We start from the raw sequence: 21,430 nt of genomic DNA, 5'->3' as shown, positions 1-21,430 counted from the left end.
TTGGTAATCGGGTCATTGCTTGTTTGGTCTTGGGATGGGTTCCTGGTGCGGATCGAGCATGGGATAGTTGAGCCTCTTCTCCAACAAAGCCTCCAGCTCCGGGGTGATCAAATGCTCCAGTTGCTCGGCAGAATCGTGCACGTGATCGGGAGCGATATTCATTGACTCATTGAGGTACAATTCCCAGAGTCTGTGAAGCCTGACGATGCGCATAGCATCCGAAATTCCCGTCTCTGTCAATTTTATAAATGACTGATTATTAGTGATAAAGTTCGCCATTACTAAATCATGAATTGATTGGTTGGTTTCAACTTTTTGGTAGGGGTAGAGCTGATAGATTTCTTCTATATTGAGGCCTGTTTTGCCTTCCTCGTTGGCTTTATAGAGCGCCTTCATCAGGTGATCCCGGTGGGTTTTTCGAAGGTATTTTTTTCGTGCAAAATACCGGAAGATGATCCCGCTTTTCGGAGAGATCAAAAATGAGATCATCGCAAACACCGACAGAAAGACGACTACCCAAGGGCCGGTCGGCATCTTCGGCAGTACGAAGGAGACGTAGGTGCCCAGTATGCCGGAAAGCACGGAGAACAATGCAGCAAGGATCAAAAGCGGATTTAACCGATCGGTCCAGAATCTGGCAGCAGCTCCCGGCGTGATCAGTAGCGCTGCCATCAGCACCACACCGATTGCCTGGATGCCGATGACCACGGCCAAGATCATCAGGACATTGAACAGGAACGAGATGAATTTCATCGGAAAACCGATGGCCTTGCCGTATTCAGGATCGAAGACCATCAATCGGAATTCCTTCAAAAGAAGTGTCAGCACCAGGATGATGACCAGCGAAAGTCCGCCGTACAGCATCAGATCGTTTTCGGAAATCCCGATGGCATTTCCGAAAATGAATGAGTTCAAACCGGCAACTTCCGGATTTCCGGATTTTTGAAGGGCGGTGAGGAGGACAATTCCGAATCCAAAAAAGACGGAAAGGATCGTGGCGATGATGGTATCATCGCTGAGCTTGGTATTGCGTCTCAACCACGAACTCATAAAGGTGGCCGCAGCTCCCGACAGAAATGCTCCGGAAACGATGTAAACCGGGTTTTTTTCTCCCGCCATGATAAAACCCAAACAAATCCCTGGCAGTACCGCGTGGGAAATGGCGTCGCCCAGCAGGGCTTTTTTGTCGAGAAAGGAAAAAGTCCCGACATAGGCCGATCCGACTCCGAGCAGCGTAATGCCCAACACCACCCAAGCAATCGATGGATCCTGAAACGTAAAGAAGTAGAGAAAATCTTCCATGTCAGCCTTTCAATGGGTTGAAATCTTTTTGCCGGATCAGGTCGGTGACCCGTGTGAGCAGGTTGAGTTTGCCGCCGTAGGTTTTGCGGAGCATCTCTTCATTCATCACAATTTCTTTTGGTCCGGAAGCAACCAAATGCAGGTTGAGCATGATCAGCCAATCAAAGAAATTCATCGCGGAGTGGATGTCGTGGTGTACGACAATGACGGTCTTGCCGGCTGCGGTCATTTCCTGAAGCAGCTGAAAGATCGCAGTCTCCGTCGCCATATCGACCCCGGCAAACGGCTCATCCATCAGGTACAGATCCGCTTCCTGTGCCAACGCCCTTGCGATGAAAACCCGCTGCTGCTGGCCGCCGGAAAGTTCTGAGATCTGCCGACCTACAAACCCGCTCATCCCGACTTGCTCCAGACATTTGATGGCGAGGTCCTTTTCCTTTTTTCCCGGACGGCGGAAAAGGCCAAGTTTCCCATACGTTCCCATCATGACCACATCTAAGACGGAAGCGGGGAAATTCCAGTCGACTGATTCCCGCTGGGGCACATAGCTGATCCGGGCGCGGACGTCATTCATCGGTTTGTCAAAAACCTTGACATAGCCAGAGGTAGGAGTGATCAAGCCCATGATAGCCTTGATCAAGGTGGATTTTCCCGCGCCATTTGGGCCCAAGATTCCTACCAAGTTGCCGGCTGGCAAGCTGAGATCCACATTCCACAAAACGGGATTTTGATCATAGCTGACCGTAAGGTCGTGAATCTCAAGAATCGGATTTTCTACTTGTGTGATCATTGCAATAGGTTTTCGTAGATGATTTGCAGGTTGGTGTTGACCATCCCGATATAGGTTCCGGCGGGAGTTCCCTCCGCGTCCAAGCTGTCTGTGAAAAGTGGTCCGGCAAGTTTGACCTGGTGGTTTCTCTCTGCGGCTCCGGCAGCGACGGCGCGGATTGCTTTTGGGGAGATGGTCTGCTCCGCAAAGATTGCCTTTACATTATTTTCTTCAACGACTTGAATCAGTTCAGTCAAATCGCGAAGTCCCGGTTCGCTGAGTGTCGAAAGTCCCTGAAGAGACTTGACCGGGAGTTGATACGCTTTTCCGAAATAAGCAAAAGCATCGTGGGCGGTCACCAAGACTTGACCGGCTGACCGGAGTTCATTGACCTTGAGTCGAACCTCGGAATCAAGGGTGGTAAGCTTAGCTAGATAACTATTCGAATTCTGTTCAACAGATGACTTCCATTCAGGCTTCCAGTGGATTAATTCTTCGGCCGTGTACTCCAACGCCATTGACCAAAGGTTAACGTCAAACCAAATATGGGGATCGACGCTGTGACTTTCCGGACCGGAGCGGAGGAGCCGATCTTTTGGAAGTCCGTCGGAGATGTTGATCAACGGCTGACTAAGGGCCAACTTTTCAAAGATCTCAGTCATCTTCCCCTCCAGAAACAATCCATGGTAGATGACCAAGTCTGCATTGGTCAAAAGATCCAAATCTCTGACCGAGGCTTTGTATAGGTGTGGATCAACTCCGGCCGGCATCAAGGCCACGACTTCGGCCTCGTCTCCGACTAGATTTCTGATTCCATCCGCCAAGATGCTTGTCGTTGCTACAATCCTCGGTTTGTCTCTAAGTTCTTTGGAGTCAGACTTACAGGATGTCAGTGCTACGACCGTGAATAAAAGCAAGATTAACAGACCTCTCATGATTGCTGCACCAATATGTTGCCGGCCACGTCCTTGGACATAAACAGGGTCTTCTTCTGGTCTACCAGGATCTCCAGCGAGCCGTCAAACTCTACTTTGTCGAGAACCTTGATGCGGGCGCCGATGTATGCGCCGACCTTGTCCAGGTATCGGAGGAAGGCGGCTGAGCTATCCTTCACAGCTACGATCTGCCCGGTTTGGTTGATCTCCATCTCATTCAGATGCACCCGCGGCCTGGCCCGGACATCCCCAAACTCGTCCGGGATCGGATCGCCGTGCGGGTCAAACTTGGGATAGTTCAAATAGGAGTCCAGTCGCTGTATCAACAAGGCCGAGTTGATGTGCTCCAATTGCTCGGCCACTTCATGGACTTCGTCCCAGGCGAAATTGAGCTTCTCAACCAAAAACACTTCCCAGAGACGGTGTTTCCGAATGGTCTGCAGGGCAAATCGCTTTCCTGATTCGGTCATCTGAAGCCCATAATACTTCCGGTATTCGATCACTTCTTTTTCTCCCAGCTTGCGTAGCATGTCGCTCACCGACGCGGGCTTATTCTTCATCTCCGCTGCGATGTCATTCGTGGCTACACTTTTCTTTCCTCCATCGGAGAGGTGGTAGATGGCTTTGAGGTAGTTCTCTTCCGCAGTCGTCAGATCCATAGCTGTACTTTTTAACAATGAGTCAAATATAAAAATTATTTTAGATATAGCTAAAAATAAATTTCATGGAAGCTAAATCACCTGTGGAAAACCCGATTTCAATTGTGTTTTCTGTTTTAGGTATGGCTAAAAATATATTTAGATACAATAATAAATCAGCACAACTTGCATAATATCAGTTACTTAATTGTAACATCTACCGTGAAGTTTGCTGCATTGGACTCAAAATCTCCAGTTTCCATTTGGAGAAAACGGGTGTCCAAACGGGGCACTGAGTGGATAACTTCGGGGAGTTGTCCACTCAGTAGCGGAATTTTTGAGTGATTAGGAGAAGAGATTTTGAAAAGCCTGCTGTAAATGAGGCGTTTCAGTTGTCCACAGGATGGACTTGGGAGGGAGTGTTGTGAAGTAAGTTTGATCCAAAGCATCCCGCAATTGATCAGCAGCCTTGGATGGATTCAAAAAGTCCATAGAAGTGCCGCCGTCAAAATCACTCAGGAATTGTTCCCAGATTGGATTGGCGCTGATGAGGACCGGGATGCCGAGAGCCGCGCACTCAAAAAGTTTGGTGGGCATCTTGCCGGCAATAGCCGGGTGGTTTCGATAGGGCAGAAGGGCAAAATCAGCCTGCTCCAAAGCAGCGATCAGAACGTCGTGGGAGACTGGATTCCGGTCAATGAACAAGGTGAGCTGTGGAATCTCTTTGTCATATTGCGTAAGTTCTACCCAGAGCGATTCGACTGGACAGTGACCTATAATCTCCAGTCTTGATTCCGGATAGCTTTTCAGGATTTCCCGAAACCACTGGATGGCATCAATTGTCCCAAAGGCCGGTGTGATCGTACCCGAGATGCAGAAGCGAAACTCCTTTTTCCCTTGAAAATTCAGCGGCTTGCTTGGGCTGATTTCTCCCTGGAATTTATTCTCCAGAATCAAGAACGGCCTCTTGTCAGGCATCTCCTTCCTGTAGCATTTTTCTGCCAAGAGAAATAGGTCAATGCCGCCTACCGCTTCTGCCTTTTCGATCAGCTTGCTTGCTCGTACTCTTGCAGGGTCAGAGAGTGCAGGATTCAGATCGAGGTTTGCACGATAGTTTTCCTGGACGTCATACACCAATCTGTATCCGAGGATCGATTTGAAAAAGGAAGCGATCGGAAGGAGTTCATAGGTGCAGCAGACGAGGATTTTTGGCCTGACTTGCAGCAGGCATTTCAGAAATCGCCCTTGAGCCAAGATTCTGTCGAGCCGCGAATCGAAATGACTCATAGAGGAAAAAAATCGGATTCCTGGCGCAGATTTGGGCTTTTTAGGAGAAAAGCCTATGATGTTAAGCTCGTATGTATTTGTTTCGCCAAGTGAAAAGGCCAGCTTCTCAAATGCCCTGACATCCCGGATCGGTTTCAGAGTTGAAGCAATCAATACGGGGATCTTTTGGGCCGGAAACTGACTCATTGACGAAACTAAAAAAAATAATGGAACTGAAGACAATCATTGAAGCTGCGTGGGAAAACCGCGAAATGTTGAAGCAAACAGAAACCCAAGACGCCATCAAGGCGATTATCTCACAATTGGATGCCGGTCAACTCCGATGTGCGGAGCCAACTGAGGATGGCAACTGGAAGGTAAATGATTGGGTGAAAAAGGCGGTGATTCTCTATTTCCCTATTCAGAAGATGCAAACGATAGAGGTGGGACCATTTGAGTTTCATGATAAGATGGCTCTGAAAACCAACTACGCTGCGCAGGGTGTGCGTGTAGTTCCTCACGCTGTAGCACGGTATGGTGCCTTCTTGGCCTCCGGAGTCGTGATGATGCCAAGTTATGTTAATATCGGAGCATATGTGGACAGTGGCACGATGGTTGACACCTGGGCTACTGTCGGTTCTTGCGCGCAGATCGGCAAAAACGTTCATTTGAGTGGTGGTGTTGGTATCGGTGGAGTATTGGAGCCAGTGCAGGCAGCTCCTGTGATTGTGGAAGACGGTGCTTTCATCGGCTCCCGTGCGATCATAGTAGAAGGAGTGCGGATCGGAAAAGAGGCCGTGATCGGTGCTGGCGTGACTTTGACAGCAAGTTCAAAGATCATCGACGTGACCGGATCTGAACCTGTCGAATACAAAGGTTTCGTGCCTCCTCGTTCTGTGGTTATTCCAGGTTCGCTGTCCAAGCAATTCGCAGCAGGAACGTATCAGGTTCCCTGTGCATTGATCATCGGACAGCGTAAGGCTTCTACCGACCTCAAGACATCGCTCAATGATGCCCTTCGGGAAAACAGCGTAGCAGTCTAAAAAAACAAACATGAAACTAATTTCCAAAGCCCTCCTGATCCCTGCGTTGGCAGGGTCACTTTGGGCTTGCTCTGAAGTCAAAAGAAATCCCGCGGATCAATATTTCGAAAAGGGGGAATATGAATTGGCTATCCAGACCTATACAGAAGACCTGAAGTTTAAGCCAACCGATGTCAAGATGCTTTATAACAGAGGCAGGGCTTTTCAGGAAATGGGAAATCTTGCCGATGCAAAGGTTGACTTTGAAGCGGCGCTGGACCAGGACCCCAATAATTTTCAAGTTCTATTGAGCTTGTCGGCGCTTCAGCTTGAGGAAAAAAACTACGCCAGCGCCTTGCTTTATGCCACCAAGGCGGAGGAGACTCCGGGTGCTCCGGCCATGGCTTCGCTGCTCAAAGGAAGGGCTTTGCACCAAATGGGCCTGACCGAGGAGGCCTTGAAAGCATACGGAACAGCCATTCAGCTAGACAAAGACTTTGGACAGGCTTACTTCAACAGAGGGATGTTGAAAGTGGCTCTGAAAAGGAACAAGCAGTCCTGTGAGGATTTTAAGTTGGCCGCAGCCCTGAATTATCCGGGCGCACAAGACTCCTTCAACAAATATTGTAAATAATCCAAATCCCGCTTCTGGCGGGATTTTTTATGAAGGTCTAGATTGATTCCTGCGGATGTGGACGGATTCCGGTTCAGTCGTTAGGGCACGGGCTAACACGCCTTTTTTGTCCCAGCGGCAGCAGTAGGATATCCCTCGTCTTGGATAAACATCCCTAATTCGTGAGGGTTTTATTTGTCACTCACGGCATCATGCTCGTGCGGCTTGTGATCACAGAGGGCGTCCGAGGTGATCTTGCCGGCACCTGAGCAGGTCTTACAGTCACTGACCTGGGTGCCCGAGCCATTGCATTCAGGGCAAGTAAGCCGGCCTTTTCCCGCGCATCGCTCGCATTCAAAGAACTCGACGATGTTGAATACATTCACCTTTTTGATCATACCTGAAGCGGAGCAGCGGCTGCATCCGACCACACCCTTGGATTTGCAGTAGTCGCATGCCTGCTCGATCTGCTTGGATCCGTCACAGGTAAAGCAGGTCTCGTACCGATATCCCCGACGGTCGCAAAGCTGGCAGGACTGGATCGCTGCAATCGGCGTCTTTAGCTTCTCCTGCAGTTCCTTTGCTCCCTGATAATTTTCGCCGTTAAACCCCGTCAGCTCCAAGTACTTGTTCAAAAAATTGGAACTGTTGTCGTATTGGCCCAATTCGAAGAGGGTTTCGGAGAAGTAATACGGCATCTCATCCGGCAGCGGGAGGCCCGAATCTATCAGATTCCTGAAGATTGAATTTGCAGTCGGATAGTCATTTCGTTCCATTGCTGCCAAGGCGCCTTTCATCCACCGGTCTGTCTGACCGAGATTTACCTGACTGATACCAATAAGTGGAAGAAATGCGAAGAAAAGGAAAACAGGGATGCGGAACTTGACAGACAAGGTGACGTTGATTTATTTCTTCGAAAACTACTCAACTCCCATTTTAACTCAAAGTTAAAATTTACTGCCGGCCAGTTTGGACGGTCGTAGATTTCCTTTTGGGAGGAATAAGGTTTGACTATTTTGTTTGACAGTCTGAATCTGGAGTTCAAGTGTCCTTTTTTCGACCCAACTGGGACTCACTGATTCCAGGATCAAAGTCTGCGGCCATCGAAAACCTTGAGGAGACTCCCGGTTTTTTTGTAGTTTGGATTTCAAAACTTTTTCCCCGATGAGCAAAATTGATCAGTTTCAGACACATCTGGCAGACGGTCAGATATATAAAAAGGATTTCATCATCTTAGGTTCAGGAATTTTGGACGGGCAGCCGGTGCCAGGGGCTCAGGTAAAAGTCCCGCTCAAAACCATGAATCGACATGGATTGATAGCAGGTGCTACCGGAACCGGGAAAACCAAAACCCTCCAGGTTATCGCCGAGCAGCTTTCGCTCAAGGGTGTCCCTTCTGTATTGATGGATCTCAAGGGTGACCTCTCTGGCCTCGCCAGACCGGGTACCAGTAATGATTTTATCCTAAACCGATCGCAAACAATCGGAGTGGACTATGCCCCGGAAGGCCTGCCAGTGGAGCTCATGTCTATCTCCGATGAAAAAGGCGTTCGTCTCAAGGCGACCGTTTCTGAGTTCGGACCGGTGCTGCTTTCCCAAATCATGGAATTGAACGACACCCAGCAGGGCGTCGTAGCCTTGGTTTTTCGCTATTGCGATACCCATCATCTGCCTCTGTTGGATTTGAAAGACTTCAAGCGGGTGCTTCAGTTTATCACCAACGAAGGCAAGTCAGCCATCGAAAAGGAGTTTGGGCAGGTGTCATCTGCGTCGGTCAATACCATCATGCGGAAGATCATCGAGCTGGAGCAGCAGGGCGCTGAGCGGTTCTTTGGCGAACTTTCCTTCGATGTAGAAGATTTTGTACGAACAAAGGACGGGAAAGGCGTGATCTCAGTCATTCGCCTGACGGATATTCAGAGCCGTCCGAAGTTGTTTTCAACCTTCATGCTGAGCTTGCTGTCCGAGATCTACGAGACTTTTCCCGAGCAGGGAGATGCGGACCAGCCGAAGCTTTGCCTCTTCATCGACGAGGCGCATTTGGTCTTTGGCAATGCTTCCAAGGATCTGCTCGAAAAGATCGAAGCAATCATCAAGCTTATCCGATCCAAAGGAGTAGGGGTCTTCTTTTGCACCCAAACCCCGACAGATGTCCCGGAAAATGTGCTGGGACAGTTGGGCCTGAAAGTACAGCATGCCCTGAGGGCGTTCACGGCCAAAGACCGCAAAGCGATCACCAAAACAGCTGAAAACTACCCGGATTCGCCCTTCTATGATACCGCCGAGGTATTGACAGCGATGGGAATCGGAGAGGCGCTGGTCACGGCTTTGAATGAAAAAGGCATACCCACACCGCTTGCCCATACGCTGGTGAGAGCTCCGATCACCCGAATGGACATCCTGAATGACACGGAGATCGATCAATTGGTCGCTTCCTCAGACTTGGTGTACAAATACAACAAGGAAATCGACCATGACAGTGCCTTTGAGATCCTGGAGCGCAAGATGCAAAGCGTACAGGAGACTCAGGAAAAAGCCCAACTACCGGGTCCTTCATCAGCCGGTCGGGCAGCGACACGTACGAAGGAAGACGAATCATTCATCGAAGAGCTCAGCAAAAACACGATGATCCGACAGATGGGACGCACCCTATTCAGGGAATTGGCTCGGGGTATTTTGGGTTCATTTTCCGGTAAAAGGAAATAGCACTTAGTAGTTGTTTATTAATTAGTTATAAAAATTGAAAGTAGCAGTAATAGGAGGGGGAGCAGCAGGATATTTTGCAGCCATTCATACGAGCGGCCTTGGTATAGAAGTGACGATCTTTGAGAAGACGCCAAAGCTGCTTTCCAAGGTCAAGGTGTCCGGAGGCGGGAGATGTAATGTGACGCATCGTCCGATGGAGGTCTCCAAACTGATCAAAAACTATCCACGTGGAGAGAAGTTCCTGAAGCGGGTATTTCAACATTTTTCTGTTCCTGACACCTTCGACTGGTTTCAGTCCCGGGGAGTAGAGCTCAAGATCGAGGCGGATGGGAGAGTTTTTCCGACCAGTGATTCCTCCCAGTCTATCATCGATTGCTTACAGCGGGAGGCCGAAAAACTGAAAGTGAAGATTCAGCTTTCCACCGGAATCAAGGAGCTGAATCCTACGGAAAAGGGCTTTGAGTTGATCACAGAGAAGGGAGTTTTTCGGGTGGATAAAGTCATCATCGCTTCGGGAGGACAAGCTAAGTCTGACGGATATCATTTTCTTAAGTCACTTAATCACAGGATAAATGATCCGATTCCTTCACTTTTTACTTTCAATACTCCCGGCGAACCCATCCGGGAGCTGATGGGGATCGCTGTGCCTGATGGCTTGGTGAAGATCGAGGGGACGAAGTTGAACTACCGCGGGCCGGTGTTGGTGACACATTGGGGGATCAGCGGTCCGGCGGTGTTGAAGCTGTCCGCATTTGGCGCGGACTGGCTTCACGAGCATCAGTATCAAGCCCGGGCAATTATCAACTGGAACGCGGGTTTTGGAGAGAACGACTACCTGGAGCATTTGACAAATTACACCAAAGCTCATCCCAACAGAAAGATCCATTCTCACTCCTTGTTTGACGTTCCTTCGAGGCTTTGGGAGCATCTTTGCGAAAAAGCAGAGATCGAAGAAACCGTCCTTTTTGGGAACTTGACAAAAAAGAGTCTCAACAAGCTCGTGCAGAACCTTTTTTGCTATATTTTAGCCGTGAGTGGGAAGACTACTTTCAAAGAGGAATTTGTCACCGCCGGTGGCATCGCTTTGGATGAGGTGGACCCTGAGAGCATGCGAAGTAAGTATCACCCTAATCTATACTTTGCCGGCGAAGTCCTGAACCTTGATGGGATCACAGGTGGGTTTAACTTTCAAGCCGCTTGGTCAACTGGTTTCTTAGCCGGAAAGTCTGCTAAAGCAAGCAAACTATGAGCAATTATTACCCGGAATTGAGCCAAAGAATTCTGGAGATGGCCGAGGGCGATGAGGATTTCAGGATCGAACTCACCGCGGCTATTTACAGCGGTCTGTCGGAGCTGAAATCAGTGTACACCCTTGGTTTTGCGGAAAAGGACGAAGTAAAAATCCAGCAGATCCGCCACAAGATCAAGCCTACTCTTGCCATGTTTGACTTTGACCAGTTGGCCGAGACTGTCCAACATGGGAAAGAAATACTGGAGTCACAGGGATTTGGAAGCGCTTTTGAAGCTCATTTCCAGGTTTTTCTGAAGCTGACTGATGAAGCGCTGAACGAAGTCGGTCGACTTGCCAAATAAAAAAGGAGCATGCACCCGCAGCTCCCATTTTACCTTGTTTACCCTATGAAGAAAAATTCTCCTGCGAAGGTAGGAGCCAGATTTTGGGTGCTGGTTAAGGCTATGTTATCTTCGGGTGAAGATTTAGATTTTTGATTTCATGCCAATCCTTCCCAGTACCTATCAGAGGCCGCCAGCGTATCTTTTTAATGGTCATCTGGAGACAATCGTCCCGAGCTTGCTCCGCAAAGTCACAGGAGTAGACTACATAAGGGAAAAAATCCATACCCCGGATGGGGATTTTCTGAATCTCGATTGGTCAAAAGTGGGTGGTGAAAAGCTGCTTATACTTTCCCATGGGCTGGAGGGCGACTCCAGAAGGCACTATGCCTTAGGCCTTGTCAAGATCTTCAATCAACAGGGGATTGATGTCTTGGTCTGGAACAACCGCACCTGCGGTGGCGAGATAAACCTGAAGCCGATTCTTTACCATCACGGCTCCAGCTACGATCTCGACACGGTGGTAAGCCATGTGTTGGGTCAAAGTAGCTACCGGGAGATATTCTTGTCAGGCGTGAGCATGGGAGGCGCGCAGACGCTTAAGTACTTGGGCGAAAAGGGAACGGACCTTCCGATACAGATCACCCGGGCGGCAGTGTACTCCGCGCCATGCAACTTGGCTTCGAGCGCTGCGACACTTAAGCTTCGCTCCAATCTTTTCTACAAAAACCGCTTTCTGGGTAAGTTGAAGAAGAAACTGGAGGCGAAAGCTGTCCAGTTTCCCGATTTGATTGACTTGGATTTGCTGCGCAACGTGCAGGATTTTGACACCTTTGATACGCAGTTCACCGCAAAGCTGCATGGTTTTAAGGATGCCGCAGATTTTTACAAAAGCGTCAGCGCAGACAACTGGATGGGGGAGATTGCCATTCCCGCCTTGATCATCAACGCGCTGAATGATCCTCTTTTGGGACCTGAATGCTATCCCACCAAGCTCGCGGAGTCGAGGTCAACGATTTTTTTGGAGATGCCCAGGAGAGGAGGACATACCGGCTTTTTACTCAAAGAGCAAGAATTCACCTTTGGAGAATTTAGGATCTTAGAGTTTTTGAATGAAGTATGATTGATCGGGAATCGTTACTTTCCGATTATAATCCCTCCATTTTATGAGAAAGCTCGCGCTGGTCGTCCTGATAGGTTTTTTTTCAGCGACTTTGTTCTTGATGTGGCTCAACGACTTTGAATCGTTCCGCTTCGGCTATGTTATCCTGTTTTTGATTTTTGTAATTACCTGCCTGGGAATCTACGATGTCAACCAAAAGACCCATGCCATCTTGCGGAATTTTCCGGTGGCGGGACATTTCCGATATCTGCTCGAATCCATCAGTCCGGAGATTCAGCAATATTTCATCGAGTCCAATACCAGCGGGCGACCCTTCAGCAGAAACCTCCGGGCGCTGGTGTACCGCCGCGCCAAAGGTGTGAACGACACCCATCCTTTTGGAACCCAACGGGACATCAACATGGCAGACTATGTGGCGCTGCGGCATTCCATCTATGCTAAAAGTCCGCGCGAGGAAGATCTTCGCGTAGTGGTGGGCGGACCCGAATGCAAGCAGCCGTATTCCGCCTCTATCTTCAATATCTCTGCAATGAGTTTTGGCTCTCTGAGCGGGAATGCCGTCATGGCGCTGAACAAAGGAGCGAGGAAGGGCAACTTCTTCCATAATACCGGCGAAGGCGGTATATCGCCTTATCACCTCGAGGGAGGGGATATCTGCTGGCAGATAGGCACGGGATATTTTGGGTGCAGAAATGAACTCGGGCATTTTGATGACGAGAAATTCAGGGAAAAGGCAGCTTGGCCGCAGGTCAAGATGATCGAAATCAAGATCTCCCAAGGTGCCAAACCGGGCCACGGGGGAGTGCTGCCGGGAGTTAAAAATACCCTGGAAATAGCCAAGATCCGCGGTGTAGTGCCGGGAACCCCTATCCTGTCTCCGCCTGCACATTCTTCCTTTTCCAGTCCTGATCAGCTCGTACAGTTTGTGAAGCGGCTCCGTGATCTGTCGGATGGAAAACCGATCGGGTTTAAACTCTGTATAGGAAAGACAGAGGAGTTTGAGGATGTATGCAAAGCAATGACAGCTGCCGGTGTTTTCCCTGATTTCATCACGATCGACGGGGCAGAAGGTGGGACCGGGGCGGCTCCTTTGGAGTTTTCAGACAGTGTGGGTTTACCGCTGGAGCCGGCGCTGATCTTTGCCAGACTGACTCTTGATAAATACCGAATCAGGGAAAAAATCAAGTTGATCGCCTCGGGAAAAGCGATCAGCGCATTTGCCATCGTCAAAAATCTCGCCCTCGGTGCGGATATGTGCAACTCGGCCAGAGGATTTATGTTTAGTCTGGGGTGCATCCAGGCCCTCCGCTGCAATACCAACGCATGTCCGACTGGTGTCGCCACCCAGGACAAGCATCTGGAAAAAGGTCTCGTCGTCACTGACAAATCCGAGCGGGTCTATAATTTCCACAAAAATACAGTCCACGCCGTCAAGGAACTGCTTGGCGCGACCGGGCACGAACACACCTCCCAGTTGAACGTTCACGATCTGGTAAGGGGCGATGAGATGGTGGATTTTGCAAACCGGTTTTTCCCGGATTCAGTCGCACACCACCTGGATTAAAAACTTCTCAGAATCTTTTGAGGGCCATTTCAGCGACTGTCCCACCAATAGAAAGTGAGCTGGTAGCGGCAGGAGAGGGAGCATTGAGAACGTTGATGGAATACTGAGACTCGCGGATCGCGAAGTCATCCAACAGTCCGCCGGTCCGGTCACAGGCTTGGGCCCGCACACCCGCACCGCCTTCTACAAGGTCGGATTCCTGAATCTCAGGGATGAGCTCCTGAAGTGCTTTGGTAAAGGCCGCCTTTGAAAAAGATCGGTACATCTCTCCAAATCCTGTTTTCCAGTATTTGCCGGCGACTTTTTGAAATCCAGGCCAGGCCAATGACTCTGCCAGTTCGCTTAAATTGATCTGGCTTTTTTTGTATCCCTCCCTTCGGAAAGCCAAAACCGCGTTTGGTCCGGCTTCGACTCCGCCCTTTTTCATCCGGGTAAAATGAACTCCTAGAAATGGGAAATTTGGATCTGGAACCGGATAGATCAGGTTTTTGACCAGGTATTCTTTCTCTTTTTTGAGCTTAAAATATTCACCGCGAAACGGGATGATCTTCACATCATCGATCGCCGGATCATTCATCTGTGCGACCTTGTCAGAATACAATCCTGCACAATTGATTACCAGCTTGGCTTCAAAAGTATTGTTTGAGGTTTCGATGTAATTGACCCCTTCTTTTTGGCTTATTTTCAGTACTTTATGATTTAAGAAAATCTGACCGCCGCCCTGTAGGATTTTTCTCCCATAAGCCAAAGCGACCTGAAAATAATCTACGATCCCGGTCTGAGGGACATGAATGGCAGCAACTCCCGCGCAGTGGGGTTCGTACTCCTTCAGTTCCTCCATTGTGATATAGCGGCTTCCGTCCAGGCAGTTGGCCAGGCCACGGTCGAGGAGTGTTTTCAACAGCGACTTTTGTTCTTCACGGGTGGCCACGACCACCTTGCCGGTAATCTCGTAGGGTATTTTTTCTTCTTCGCAGAACTGAATCAGTTCGTGGTAGCCGTTGATGCAATTGGTCGCTTTCAGTGAGCCGGGTTTGTAGTAAAGTCCCGAGTGGATCACCCCGGAATTGTTGCCTGTCTGGTGCTTGGCGAGTTGGTCTTCTTTTTCCAAAACCGCGATTTTCAGATCAGGCCTGGCTTTTTGAATCTTCAAGCCAGTGGCCAAGCCCACGATTCCACCACCGACAATTACTACATCGTACGTCATTCTCTAGATCAATTTGAGCTCAAATATACAAGCGGGAAAGTGATTCCAAGGGGATTTTACTTTCAAGAAAAAGCATTCAATTTGGAAATATTCACATCTGATCCGAACCAACTAGGGCAGGTTTGAATTTATCTTGCGCCTGCTTATCAGTTTCAGCGAGAACATCTTCAATGCGTCGAGTCCTTTTTACTGCGGTTTTTTTTCTTTTTACTACTTCGCTTTGGGCTCAATACAGCATCAAGGGCAAGGTGTCAGACGCGGAAACCGGCGATCCGATTGCATTTGCAAATGTCATTCTGAAAGGAACTACGACTGGGATCACGACGGATTTTGAGGGCAATTACCTGATCCAAGCCCGGACGCTGAGCGACAGTCTGGTGGTGAGCTATCTCGGATACATCAGGCAGGCCAAGGTGCTGCTCAGCCAGCCAGAGCAAACCCTCAATTTCCAACTGCGATCCAGCGATTTTGAATTGGATGCCTTTGTCTTTGAAGCGGGAGAGAATCCGGCTTTTGAGATCGTCCGAAGAGCTTCCGAGCGGCGAAAGGACTTTGATAAAAGGTCCTTAAGTGCCTACGAAACAAAGAATTATACCAAGATTGAGATTGATATTGACAACTTGTCTGAGGACTTTAGACAGCGGAAATCCGTGCAAAAGGTAACCCAGGTTTTGGACAGTATCCAGCAACTGACCAACGATGAAGGTGAAAAAATCCTTCCGGTATTTTTCTCAGAGACCGTGTCCAAGTTCTACTATCGCAACGATCCTGAACTGCGGAAAGAAGTCATTGAGAAATCCAAAGTCACAGGCGTGGGAATTACGGACGGATCGACCACCTCGCAGATTACGGGCTCGGTCTTTCAGGAATACAACTTTTACAAAAACTGGCTTTCGATCCTGAATAAAGACTTCATTTCACCGATCTCTGACAGTTGGAAGGCTTTCTACGACTATGATCTGCTGGATTCTGTGTTAGTGGGGCAGGACACTTGCTACAAGCTGCAGGTCTATCCCCGCCGGGAGCAGGATCTGGCATTTACGGGGACGATTTGGATTAAAAAGGACGACTACTCCCTCAAGCAGGTGGATTTGACGATTCCCAAAGCCGCCAACTTGAATTTCGTGGACAGAATCAAGATCCAACAGGAACTAGGTCCAAGCTCTGCAGGCCCGTTGATTCCGTCCAAAACAAGGGTTTTGATCAAGATCGCCCAGGTGACGGATAACTCGGCTGGACTGTTGGCGAAGTTTTACACAGCGACCGATAGCATTGTCGTCAACCAGCCCAAAGAGACCAAATTCTTCAATCAGGCGGTGGAGTTGCAGGCTGATTTTGGGATGGCGGAGGAAGATTATTGGGTCGCAAACAGACCCGACCGCCTGAGTTCTGAGGAACTCGCCGTGCTGCAGATGGTCGATACGCTGAAAAAAATTCCTATAGTCCGATTCTATTCCGAAGGATTGAAGTTTTTTGCCACCGGATACAAACCCATCGGAAAGATCGATATCGGGCCTTGGCCGGGTTTTTTCAACTACAACGACGTGGAAAGTGTCCGCCTTGGGATGGGACTGCGAACCAATTACAAGTTCAGCAAGAAGTGGGAGCTGAAAGGATACTTGGCTTACGGTTTTGGGGACGAGGAGTGGAAATATGCCGCGTCCGCCACGCGGATCTTAGACAGAAGCCGCTGGACTACCGCCCAAGTCTATTCCAATAAGGAAATCGATCAGGTGGGTTTGGAGATCGCAAACCTGCAGAGCAACAGCGTTTTCCTCGCAGCCAGCAGGTTTGGGACTTTGCGCAGTCCGTACTTCAGCACCAACCACGGATTGAATGTGCAACGGGAGTTTTTCAAAGGCTTTCTGGTCAAAGCCGGTGTGAACGTCGGTCAATTTGACCCGCTTTACGATTTCTATTATCTCGAAAAAGACACCCGAGAATACCGCTCCAACTTTGAAACCACGGAAATCCGAGCCGGAATCCGCTATGGCCGTGATGAAATCGTCATTATCAACGACAACGAGCGATCTTCTCTGGGGTCGATCAAATGGCCGATCTTCGAGGTCAATTATGCAAGGGGAATGAACTGGCTCGGCGGGGACTTGGAGTATCAAAAGCTGAGTCTCTACGTGTATCAGCGCATCAATATGGGGCTGTTGGGAGTGGGAAGATATGAACTGGATGCCGGGAAGATCTTTGGAGAAGTGCCGTATCCGATCCTCAAAAACCATTTAGGCAACGAGACCATCTTCTACACCACGGCTGCTTTCAATACCATGAATTTTACGGAATTCACCTCAGACCAGTATTTCAGCATCCGGTATCGGCAGTCATTTGAGGGCTTTTTGCTTAATTCCATCCCCCTGATTCAACGCTTAAAATGGCGATTTGTCGGAAATGCCAATGTACTCTGGGGCTCGGTGAAGGACTACAATGTGGAAAATGTACCTACAGTCGATCCAGAAGGAAATCCTCTGGATACTTTTGGTCGACTGGATTTCGGAAACCCTTACCTGGAACTGGGCTATGGAGTGGAGAATATCTTTAAGTTTTTCCGGGTGGATTTTTTTCACCGAATGACCTACTTGGACAATCCCGGAGCCAAGCCTTTTCATGTGAAGGTGAGTGCGCAGTTTATTCTTTAACTTTTTTTGAAAATATTAGTTGAAAGACTGATAAACGGTTGGCTTTCTGAGAATTGATTCTTAAGTTATAGAATAATTCTAAAGCCAAATAAAATGTCAATAGCCCTGAGACGTCTCAAATTGATCCTGCCAGGTGCTTTAATTGTTATTTTGTCGCTGCCTTCAGAAACTTTTGCCCAGAAAGAGATTCAATCCTTCTCGGCAAAAAATGCACTGTATGTAGAATTTGGTGGGTCTTCCGGCCGATATGCGGTGAATTACAGTAGAATAGTTCATCAAAAAGGGAAGCTAAGGCTGAATGTAAGTGGTGGATTCTCCTTGTTGCGTTCCTCTATAACTATGCGTGATTTTTCGTCGACAAAATGGCTTCCTGTAATACCGTTGGAGTTTTCAGCTCTTTGGGGCAGGTCAAACCATCATTTGGAAGCAGGAGTTGGATTCACTTCATTTTTGGATCAAGGTGTAGAATTAGATTTAGACACCTACGAAACGAGTACGAAAGTTGCTTTTGGAGCGGTCATTCCATTTCGGTTGGGCTACAGATACCAGAAGCCCGGGGGAGGATTTTTCTATAGAATTGGATATACTCCGTTTTTTAATCTCCCTGTCGGAGGAAGAGAAGATTGGGTTTTTACGCCAATTTTTGCAGGAGTAAGTTTTGGAAAGAGTTTTTAATCGAAGAATAAAGAATTGAGGATGATTCAATCTACCTGGAAGAGTGTCAACAATCTGGATTTCTTGAAGCGAATCTATTTTTTGATTACGATATTGTTTTGTGGCTTTTTAACCTCCTGTGCGCCGGAGAACGACAAAAAATCACTACAAGCGGATGGAGATCTGGAACTTATCAAAATCGACCTTTCAGAAGCCCGAGAAGGGAAACTTTCAGAATTCTTTGAACCGGAAATCGAATATATCTGGCTGAAGGATGATTCTGAAGATGCCCAGCTCAATGCCGGTTTGCAAAAAATATTTTTTCATGGAGACAAGATTCTTGCACTGGATATTTTTGGTTGTAAATGCATTCACATCTTTGATCAGTCTGGACAATTTCTTTCCAAAATTCGTGCTTATGGGGAAGGACCTGGTAAATACATGGAGTTTGATGATGCGACAATTGTAAATGAAGAGCTTTTACTACTAGGTGTTTATCCGCCCAAATTGATGTGGTTCTCCTCAGATGGAAAATTTTTGAGGGAAGAAAAGCTGAAACAGTTTGTTGGCTCGGGTGTTTACTCTGAGAATGAAAAGCGATTTTATTTCTATTCGAGCACTCGTGAGCCTGGAGAATACCATGTAGTTAGCGTGGATGACGCTTTTCAGGACACATTGAGATATTTACTTTATCAAGAGGACAGATACACCGGAAATTATCCGTCTAGAGACAATTTTATCAAGAATGGAGGTGAGGTCTTTTTAGGGAAAGCTTTTCAGGACACCATTTGGTCTTTCGGAGAAAAAAAGATGTATCCCAAACTCGTTTTTGACTTTGGAAAGTATGCCCAGAGTACTGAGGAATTGAAGAAGAACAGTCTGAATTTGGATCCGCTTCAGGAGCTTGAATTCATCAATAAAAAGGCAAAGCTGTACTTTCATCCTAATCAGTGGTATTTGACTGAATCACAACTTTATTCAGCATTTAAGTATGAGGAAAATTTTTATAATGTGTTTTTTGACAGAAAAAATCAAAAAACCAGTATTCTGAAGGGAAGAATTTTGGATGATTTGGACGGCAGTTTTGATGCCTATTCTATTCTATACCACTTTGAAGATGTTAAAGTTGGATTTAAAGTTCCCGGTAGGGATCTATACGATGTTTTACTGAATAGGAAAGAAGAACTCGGTCAGGAAGCGTTTGAAGAATATGTGAAGGGGAAGGGGAAAAACTTTGCCCGTATAGCGCTTCAGGCAAAAGATTCCGAAAATCCTGTCCTTATTGTTTACAGCGTGAAGAAATAGCGGTTCATTTCCACATTCCCTTCCCCTAAATTTTTCCTTTGCTGGTCGGTTTTGCATATTTGCAGCTTAAACCCTTTGCCTGTTTGTATGGGCAGAAAAACAAAAACAAATGTCACAACAAATTAAGATTACCCTTCCGGATGGCTCCGTGAAGGAGTATGAAAAAGGAACTTCCGGGCTACAGATTGCTGCAAGTATCAGCGAGGGTTTGGCTCGAAATGTCCTTGCCGCCAAAGTAAACGGTCAGGTTTGGGATGCTACCCGGACCATTGACGCCGATTCCACCCTGCAATTGCTCACCTGGAACGATCTGGAAGGTAAAAACACCTTTTGGCACTCTTCAGCCCACTTGATGGCTGAGGCCCTGGAAGCCCTGTATCCGGGCACCAAGTTCGGTATCGGCCCTCCAATCGAGACTGGTTTCTACTACGACGTGGACTTCGGTGACCACAAGCTGGAAGGAGATGAGCTGGAGAAGATCGAGCAGAAGATGATTGAGCTTGCGAAGCAAAAAAGCGAGTTTATTAGAACAAATGTGGGCAAGAAGGAAGCGGTTGCTTTCTTTCAGGAAAAAGGAGACGAATACAAACTCGATCTCTTGGAAGGTCTGGAGGATGGCTCGATCACCTTTTACCAGCAGGGCAACTTCACTGACCTTTGCCGTGGTCCGCACATTCCGAATACCGGATTTATCAAAGCTGTCAAGCTGACCAACATCGCCGGAGCGTACTGGAGAGGGGATGAGAAGCGCAAGATGCTGACCCGCATTTACGGAGTCACTTTTCCAAAAGCTCAGGAGCTGAAAGACTATCTGACTCTACTGGAAGAAGCCAAGAAACGTGATCACCGCAAGATTGGCCGCGAGCTGGAGTTGTTCACTTTCTCCGAAAAAGTAGGGATGGGATTGCCGTTATGGCTTCCAAAAGGCACTTTGCTGCGTGAGCGACTGATCAGCTTTATGAAAAAAGCCCAGGACAAATCCGGCTATCAGCAAGTCACTACACCGCATATCGGAAGCAAGGCTCTCTATGAAACCTCGGGGCACTACGAGAAATACGGGAAGGATTCCTTCCAACCGATCACCACTCCGCACGAAGGGGAGGCGTTTCTGCTGAAGCCGATGAACTGCCCGCATCACTGCGAAATCTACAAGCACAAGCCAAGATCCTACAAGGATTTGCCGATCCGCTATGCTGAATTTGGCACCGTGTATCGCTACGAGCAGAGCGGGGAATTGCATGGCTTGACCCGCGTTCGCGGATTTACTCAAGACGATGCACACATCTTCTGCCGTCCGGATCAGGTGAAGGAGGAGTTTATCAAAGTAATTGACTTGGTGCTCTATGTGTTCAAAGCCTTGGGTTTTGAGGACTATACCGCACAGATTTCTTTGAGAGATCCTGAGAAAAAGGAGAAATATATTGGTGGCGATGAAGCCTGGCAAAAGGCAGAATCGGCCATCATCGAAGCGGCTGCTGAGAAAGGTTTGGTCACTGTGACTGAACTGGGCGAGGCGGCATTCTATGGACCGAAGCTTGACTTCATGGTCAAAGATGCATTGGGAAGAAAATGGCAATTGGGAACCATTCAGGTGGACTACCAATTACCAGATAGATTCCAGCTCGAATACATCGGTTCTGACAATCAGAAACACCGTCCAGTGATGATACACCGGGCACCATTTGGCTCGCTGGAGCGATTTGTAGCCGTGCTGATTGAGCACTGCGCGGGTGATTTTCCGCTTTGGCTTTCTCCGGAGCAGATTAATATTTTGCCTATTTCTGAAAAATATATCGAATACGCAGCGGAGTTGAAGGCTGTCTTGGATGAAGCGGGCATAGCCGGGCACATCGACAACCGGGATGAAAAGATCGGTCGCAAGATTCGTGATTCGGAGGTTAAGAAAGTGCCTTTCATGCTCATAGTCGGTGAAAAAGAACAGGAAGAGCAGAAAGTGTCCGTCAGAAAGCACGGACAAGGGGACTTGGGAAGCTTCTCAATTGAGGAGTTCATCGGGTATTTTCAAGGGATTATTTCAGAATCCCTGAGTAAGCAGTAAAAACGTAATATTTTATTCTGCTTTTTAGAATTAGAAATAATTCCGAT

At 48.1% G+C, this 21,430-nt stretch carries 18 protein-coding genes; 11 read left to right on the top strand and 7 right to left on the bottom strand.

Features of this window, described 5'->3' with window-relative positions:
• Nucleotides 1-12: 12 nt before the first annotated feature.
• The 5 genes from G459_RS0108250 to G459_RS0108230 all read right to left on the bottom strand — a co-directional run bounded on the left by G459_RS0108250 (nucleotide 13) and on the right by G459_RS0108230 (nucleotide 4,931).
• Complete coding sequence (locus G459_RS0108250) at nucleotides 13-1,302, bottom strand: metal ABC transporter permease (protein ID WP_026967227.1); 1,290 nt, start codon at nucleotides 1,300-1,302, stop codon at nucleotides 13-15.
• 1 nt (nucleotide 1,303) lies between these two features.
• Complete coding sequence (locus tag G459_RS0108245) at nucleotides 1,304-2,092, bottom strand: metal ABC transporter ATP-binding protein (protein ID WP_026967226.1); 789 nt, start codon at nucleotides 2,090-2,092, stop codon at nucleotides 1,304-1,306.
• Entirely contained in the window at nucleotides 2,089-3,006 is a 918-nt protein-coding gene (locus G459_RS0108240) for a metal ABC transporter solute-binding protein, Zn/Mn family (RefSeq protein WP_026967225.1), read from the bottom strand. The genes G459_RS0108245 and G459_RS0108240 overlap by 4 nt, the downstream gene beginning before the upstream one ends.
• Complete coding sequence (locus G459_RS0108235) at nucleotides 3,003-3,665, bottom strand: metal-dependent transcriptional regulator (RefSeq protein ID WP_026967224.1); 663 nt, start codon at nucleotides 3,663-3,665, stop codon at nucleotides 3,003-3,005. Before G459_RS0108235 ends, G459_RS0108240 begins: the two co-directional genes overlap by 4 nt.
• Before the next feature lie 324 nt (nucleotides 3,666-3,989).
• Nucleotides 3,990-4,931 (bottom strand): glycosyltransferase, encoded by a 942-nt coding sequence (locus G459_RS0108230; RefSeq protein WP_157373296.1) that lies wholly within the window; start codon nucleotides 4,929-4,931, stop codon nucleotides 3,990-3,992.
• 206 nt (nucleotides 4,932-5,137) lie between these two features.
• Here G459_RS0108230 and G459_RS0108225 point away from each other — a divergent pair, with 206 nt between their 5' ends.
• Both G459_RS0108225 and G459_RS0108220 read left to right on the top strand, forming a co-directional pair.
• On the top strand, nucleotides 5,138-5,953 hold the full coding sequence (locus G459_RS0108225) for a 2,3,4,5-tetrahydropyridine-2,6-dicarboxylate N-succinyltransferase (protein WP_026967222.1): 816 nt from the start codon (nucleotides 5,138-5,140) through the stop codon (nucleotides 5,951-5,953).
• A 10-nt stretch (nucleotides 5,954-5,963) separates the two neighbouring features.
• Nucleotides 5,964-6,566 (top strand): tetratricopeptide repeat protein, encoded by a 603-nt coding sequence (locus G459_RS0108220; protein WP_026967221.1) that lies wholly within the window; start codon nucleotides 5,964-5,966, stop codon nucleotides 6,564-6,566.
• 170 nt (nucleotides 6,567-6,736) lie between these two features.
• Here G459_RS0108220 and G459_RS0108215 read toward each other — a convergent pair whose 3' ends face one another.
• A complete protein-coding gene (locus G459_RS0108215; RefSeq protein WP_026967220.1) occupies nucleotides 6,737-7,438 on the bottom strand; it encodes a J domain-containing protein in 702 nt (233 codons plus the stop codon).
• Nucleotides 7,439-7,709: 271 nt separating this feature from the next.
• Between G459_RS0108215 and G459_RS0108205 the strand changes: the two genes are divergently transcribed.
• The 5 genes from G459_RS0108205 (at nucleotide 7,710) to G459_RS0108185 (ending at nucleotide 13,510) form a co-directional block, all read left to right on the top strand.
• Entirely contained in the window at nucleotides 7,710-9,251 is a 1,542-nt protein-coding gene (locus G459_RS0108205; RefSeq protein ID WP_026967219.1) for a helicase HerA-like domain-containing protein, read from the top strand.
• A 34-nt stretch (nucleotides 9,252-9,285) separates the two neighbouring features.
• Nucleotides 9,286-10,500 (top strand): BaiN/RdsA family NAD(P)/FAD-dependent oxidoreductase, encoded by a 1,215-nt coding sequence (locus G459_RS0108200; protein ID WP_026967218.1) that lies wholly within the window; start codon nucleotides 9,286-9,288, stop codon nucleotides 10,498-10,500.
• Nucleotides 10,497-10,844 carry a hypothetical protein gene (locus tag G459_RS0108195; RefSeq protein ID WP_026967217.1) on the top strand — a complete coding sequence of 116 codons (348 nt, stop codon included), beginning with the start codon at nucleotides 10,497-10,499 and terminating at the stop codon, nucleotides 10,842-10,844. The genes G459_RS0108200 and G459_RS0108195 overlap by 4 nt, the downstream gene beginning before the upstream one ends.
• A 139-nt stretch (nucleotides 10,845-10,983) precedes the next feature.
• Entirely contained in the window at nucleotides 10,984-11,946 is a 963-nt protein-coding gene (locus G459_RS0108190; protein WP_026967216.1) for a YheT family hydrolase, read from the top strand.
• A 43-nt stretch (nucleotides 11,947-11,989) separates the two neighbouring features.
• Nucleotides 11,990-13,510 (top strand): FMN-binding glutamate synthase family protein, encoded by a 1,521-nt coding sequence (locus G459_RS0108185; protein ID WP_026967215.1) that lies wholly within the window; start codon nucleotides 11,990-11,992, stop codon nucleotides 13,508-13,510.
• Between the two features lie 7 nt (nucleotides 13,511-13,517).
• Here G459_RS0108185 and lhgO read toward each other — a convergent pair whose 3' ends face one another.
• Entirely contained in the window at nucleotides 13,518-14,717 is a 1,200-nt protein-coding gene (lhgO, locus tag G459_RS0108180) for an L-2-hydroxyglutarate oxidase (protein WP_026967214.1), read from the bottom strand.
• 170 nt (nucleotides 14,718-14,887) lie between these two features.
• Between lhgO and G459_RS0108175 the strand changes: the two genes are divergently transcribed.
• From G459_RS0108175 to thrS, 4 genes are all read left to right on the top strand, one after another.
• The gene (locus G459_RS0108175) at nucleotides 14,888-17,365 is read left to right on the top strand and encodes a DUF5686 and carboxypeptidase-like regulatory domain-containing protein (protein WP_026967213.1); all 2,478 of its coding nucleotides are present in this window, start codon (nucleotides 14,888-14,890) and stop codon (nucleotides 17,363-17,365) included.
• A gap of 93 nt (nucleotides 17,366-17,458) precedes the next feature.
• Complete coding sequence (locus tag G459_RS29815) at nucleotides 17,459-18,040, top strand: hypothetical protein (protein ID WP_026967212.1); 582 nt, start codon at nucleotides 17,459-17,461, stop codon at nucleotides 18,038-18,040.
• 63 nt (nucleotides 18,041-18,103) lie between these two features.
• Entirely contained in the window at nucleotides 18,104-19,324 is a 1,221-nt protein-coding gene (locus G459_RS0108165; protein WP_169725013.1) for a 6-bladed beta-propeller, read from the top strand.
• Between the two features lie 109 nt (nucleotides 19,325-19,433).
• Complete coding sequence (gene thrS / locus G459_RS0108160; protein ID WP_026967210.1) at nucleotides 19,434-21,383, top strand: threonine--tRNA ligase; 1,950 nt, start codon at nucleotides 19,434-19,436, stop codon at nucleotides 21,381-21,383.
• The last annotated feature ends 47 nt before the right edge of the window (nucleotides 21,384-21,430 follow it).

Source organism: Algoriphagus terrigena DSM 22685, from assembly GCF_000429445.1.
Lineage (GTDB): Bacteria > Bacteroidota > Bacteroidia > Cytophagales > Cyclobacteriaceae > Algoriphagus > Algoriphagus terrigena.
Note: the sequence above shows the minus strand (reverse complement) of the source record. Positions and strands in the feature narration are given on the sequence as shown.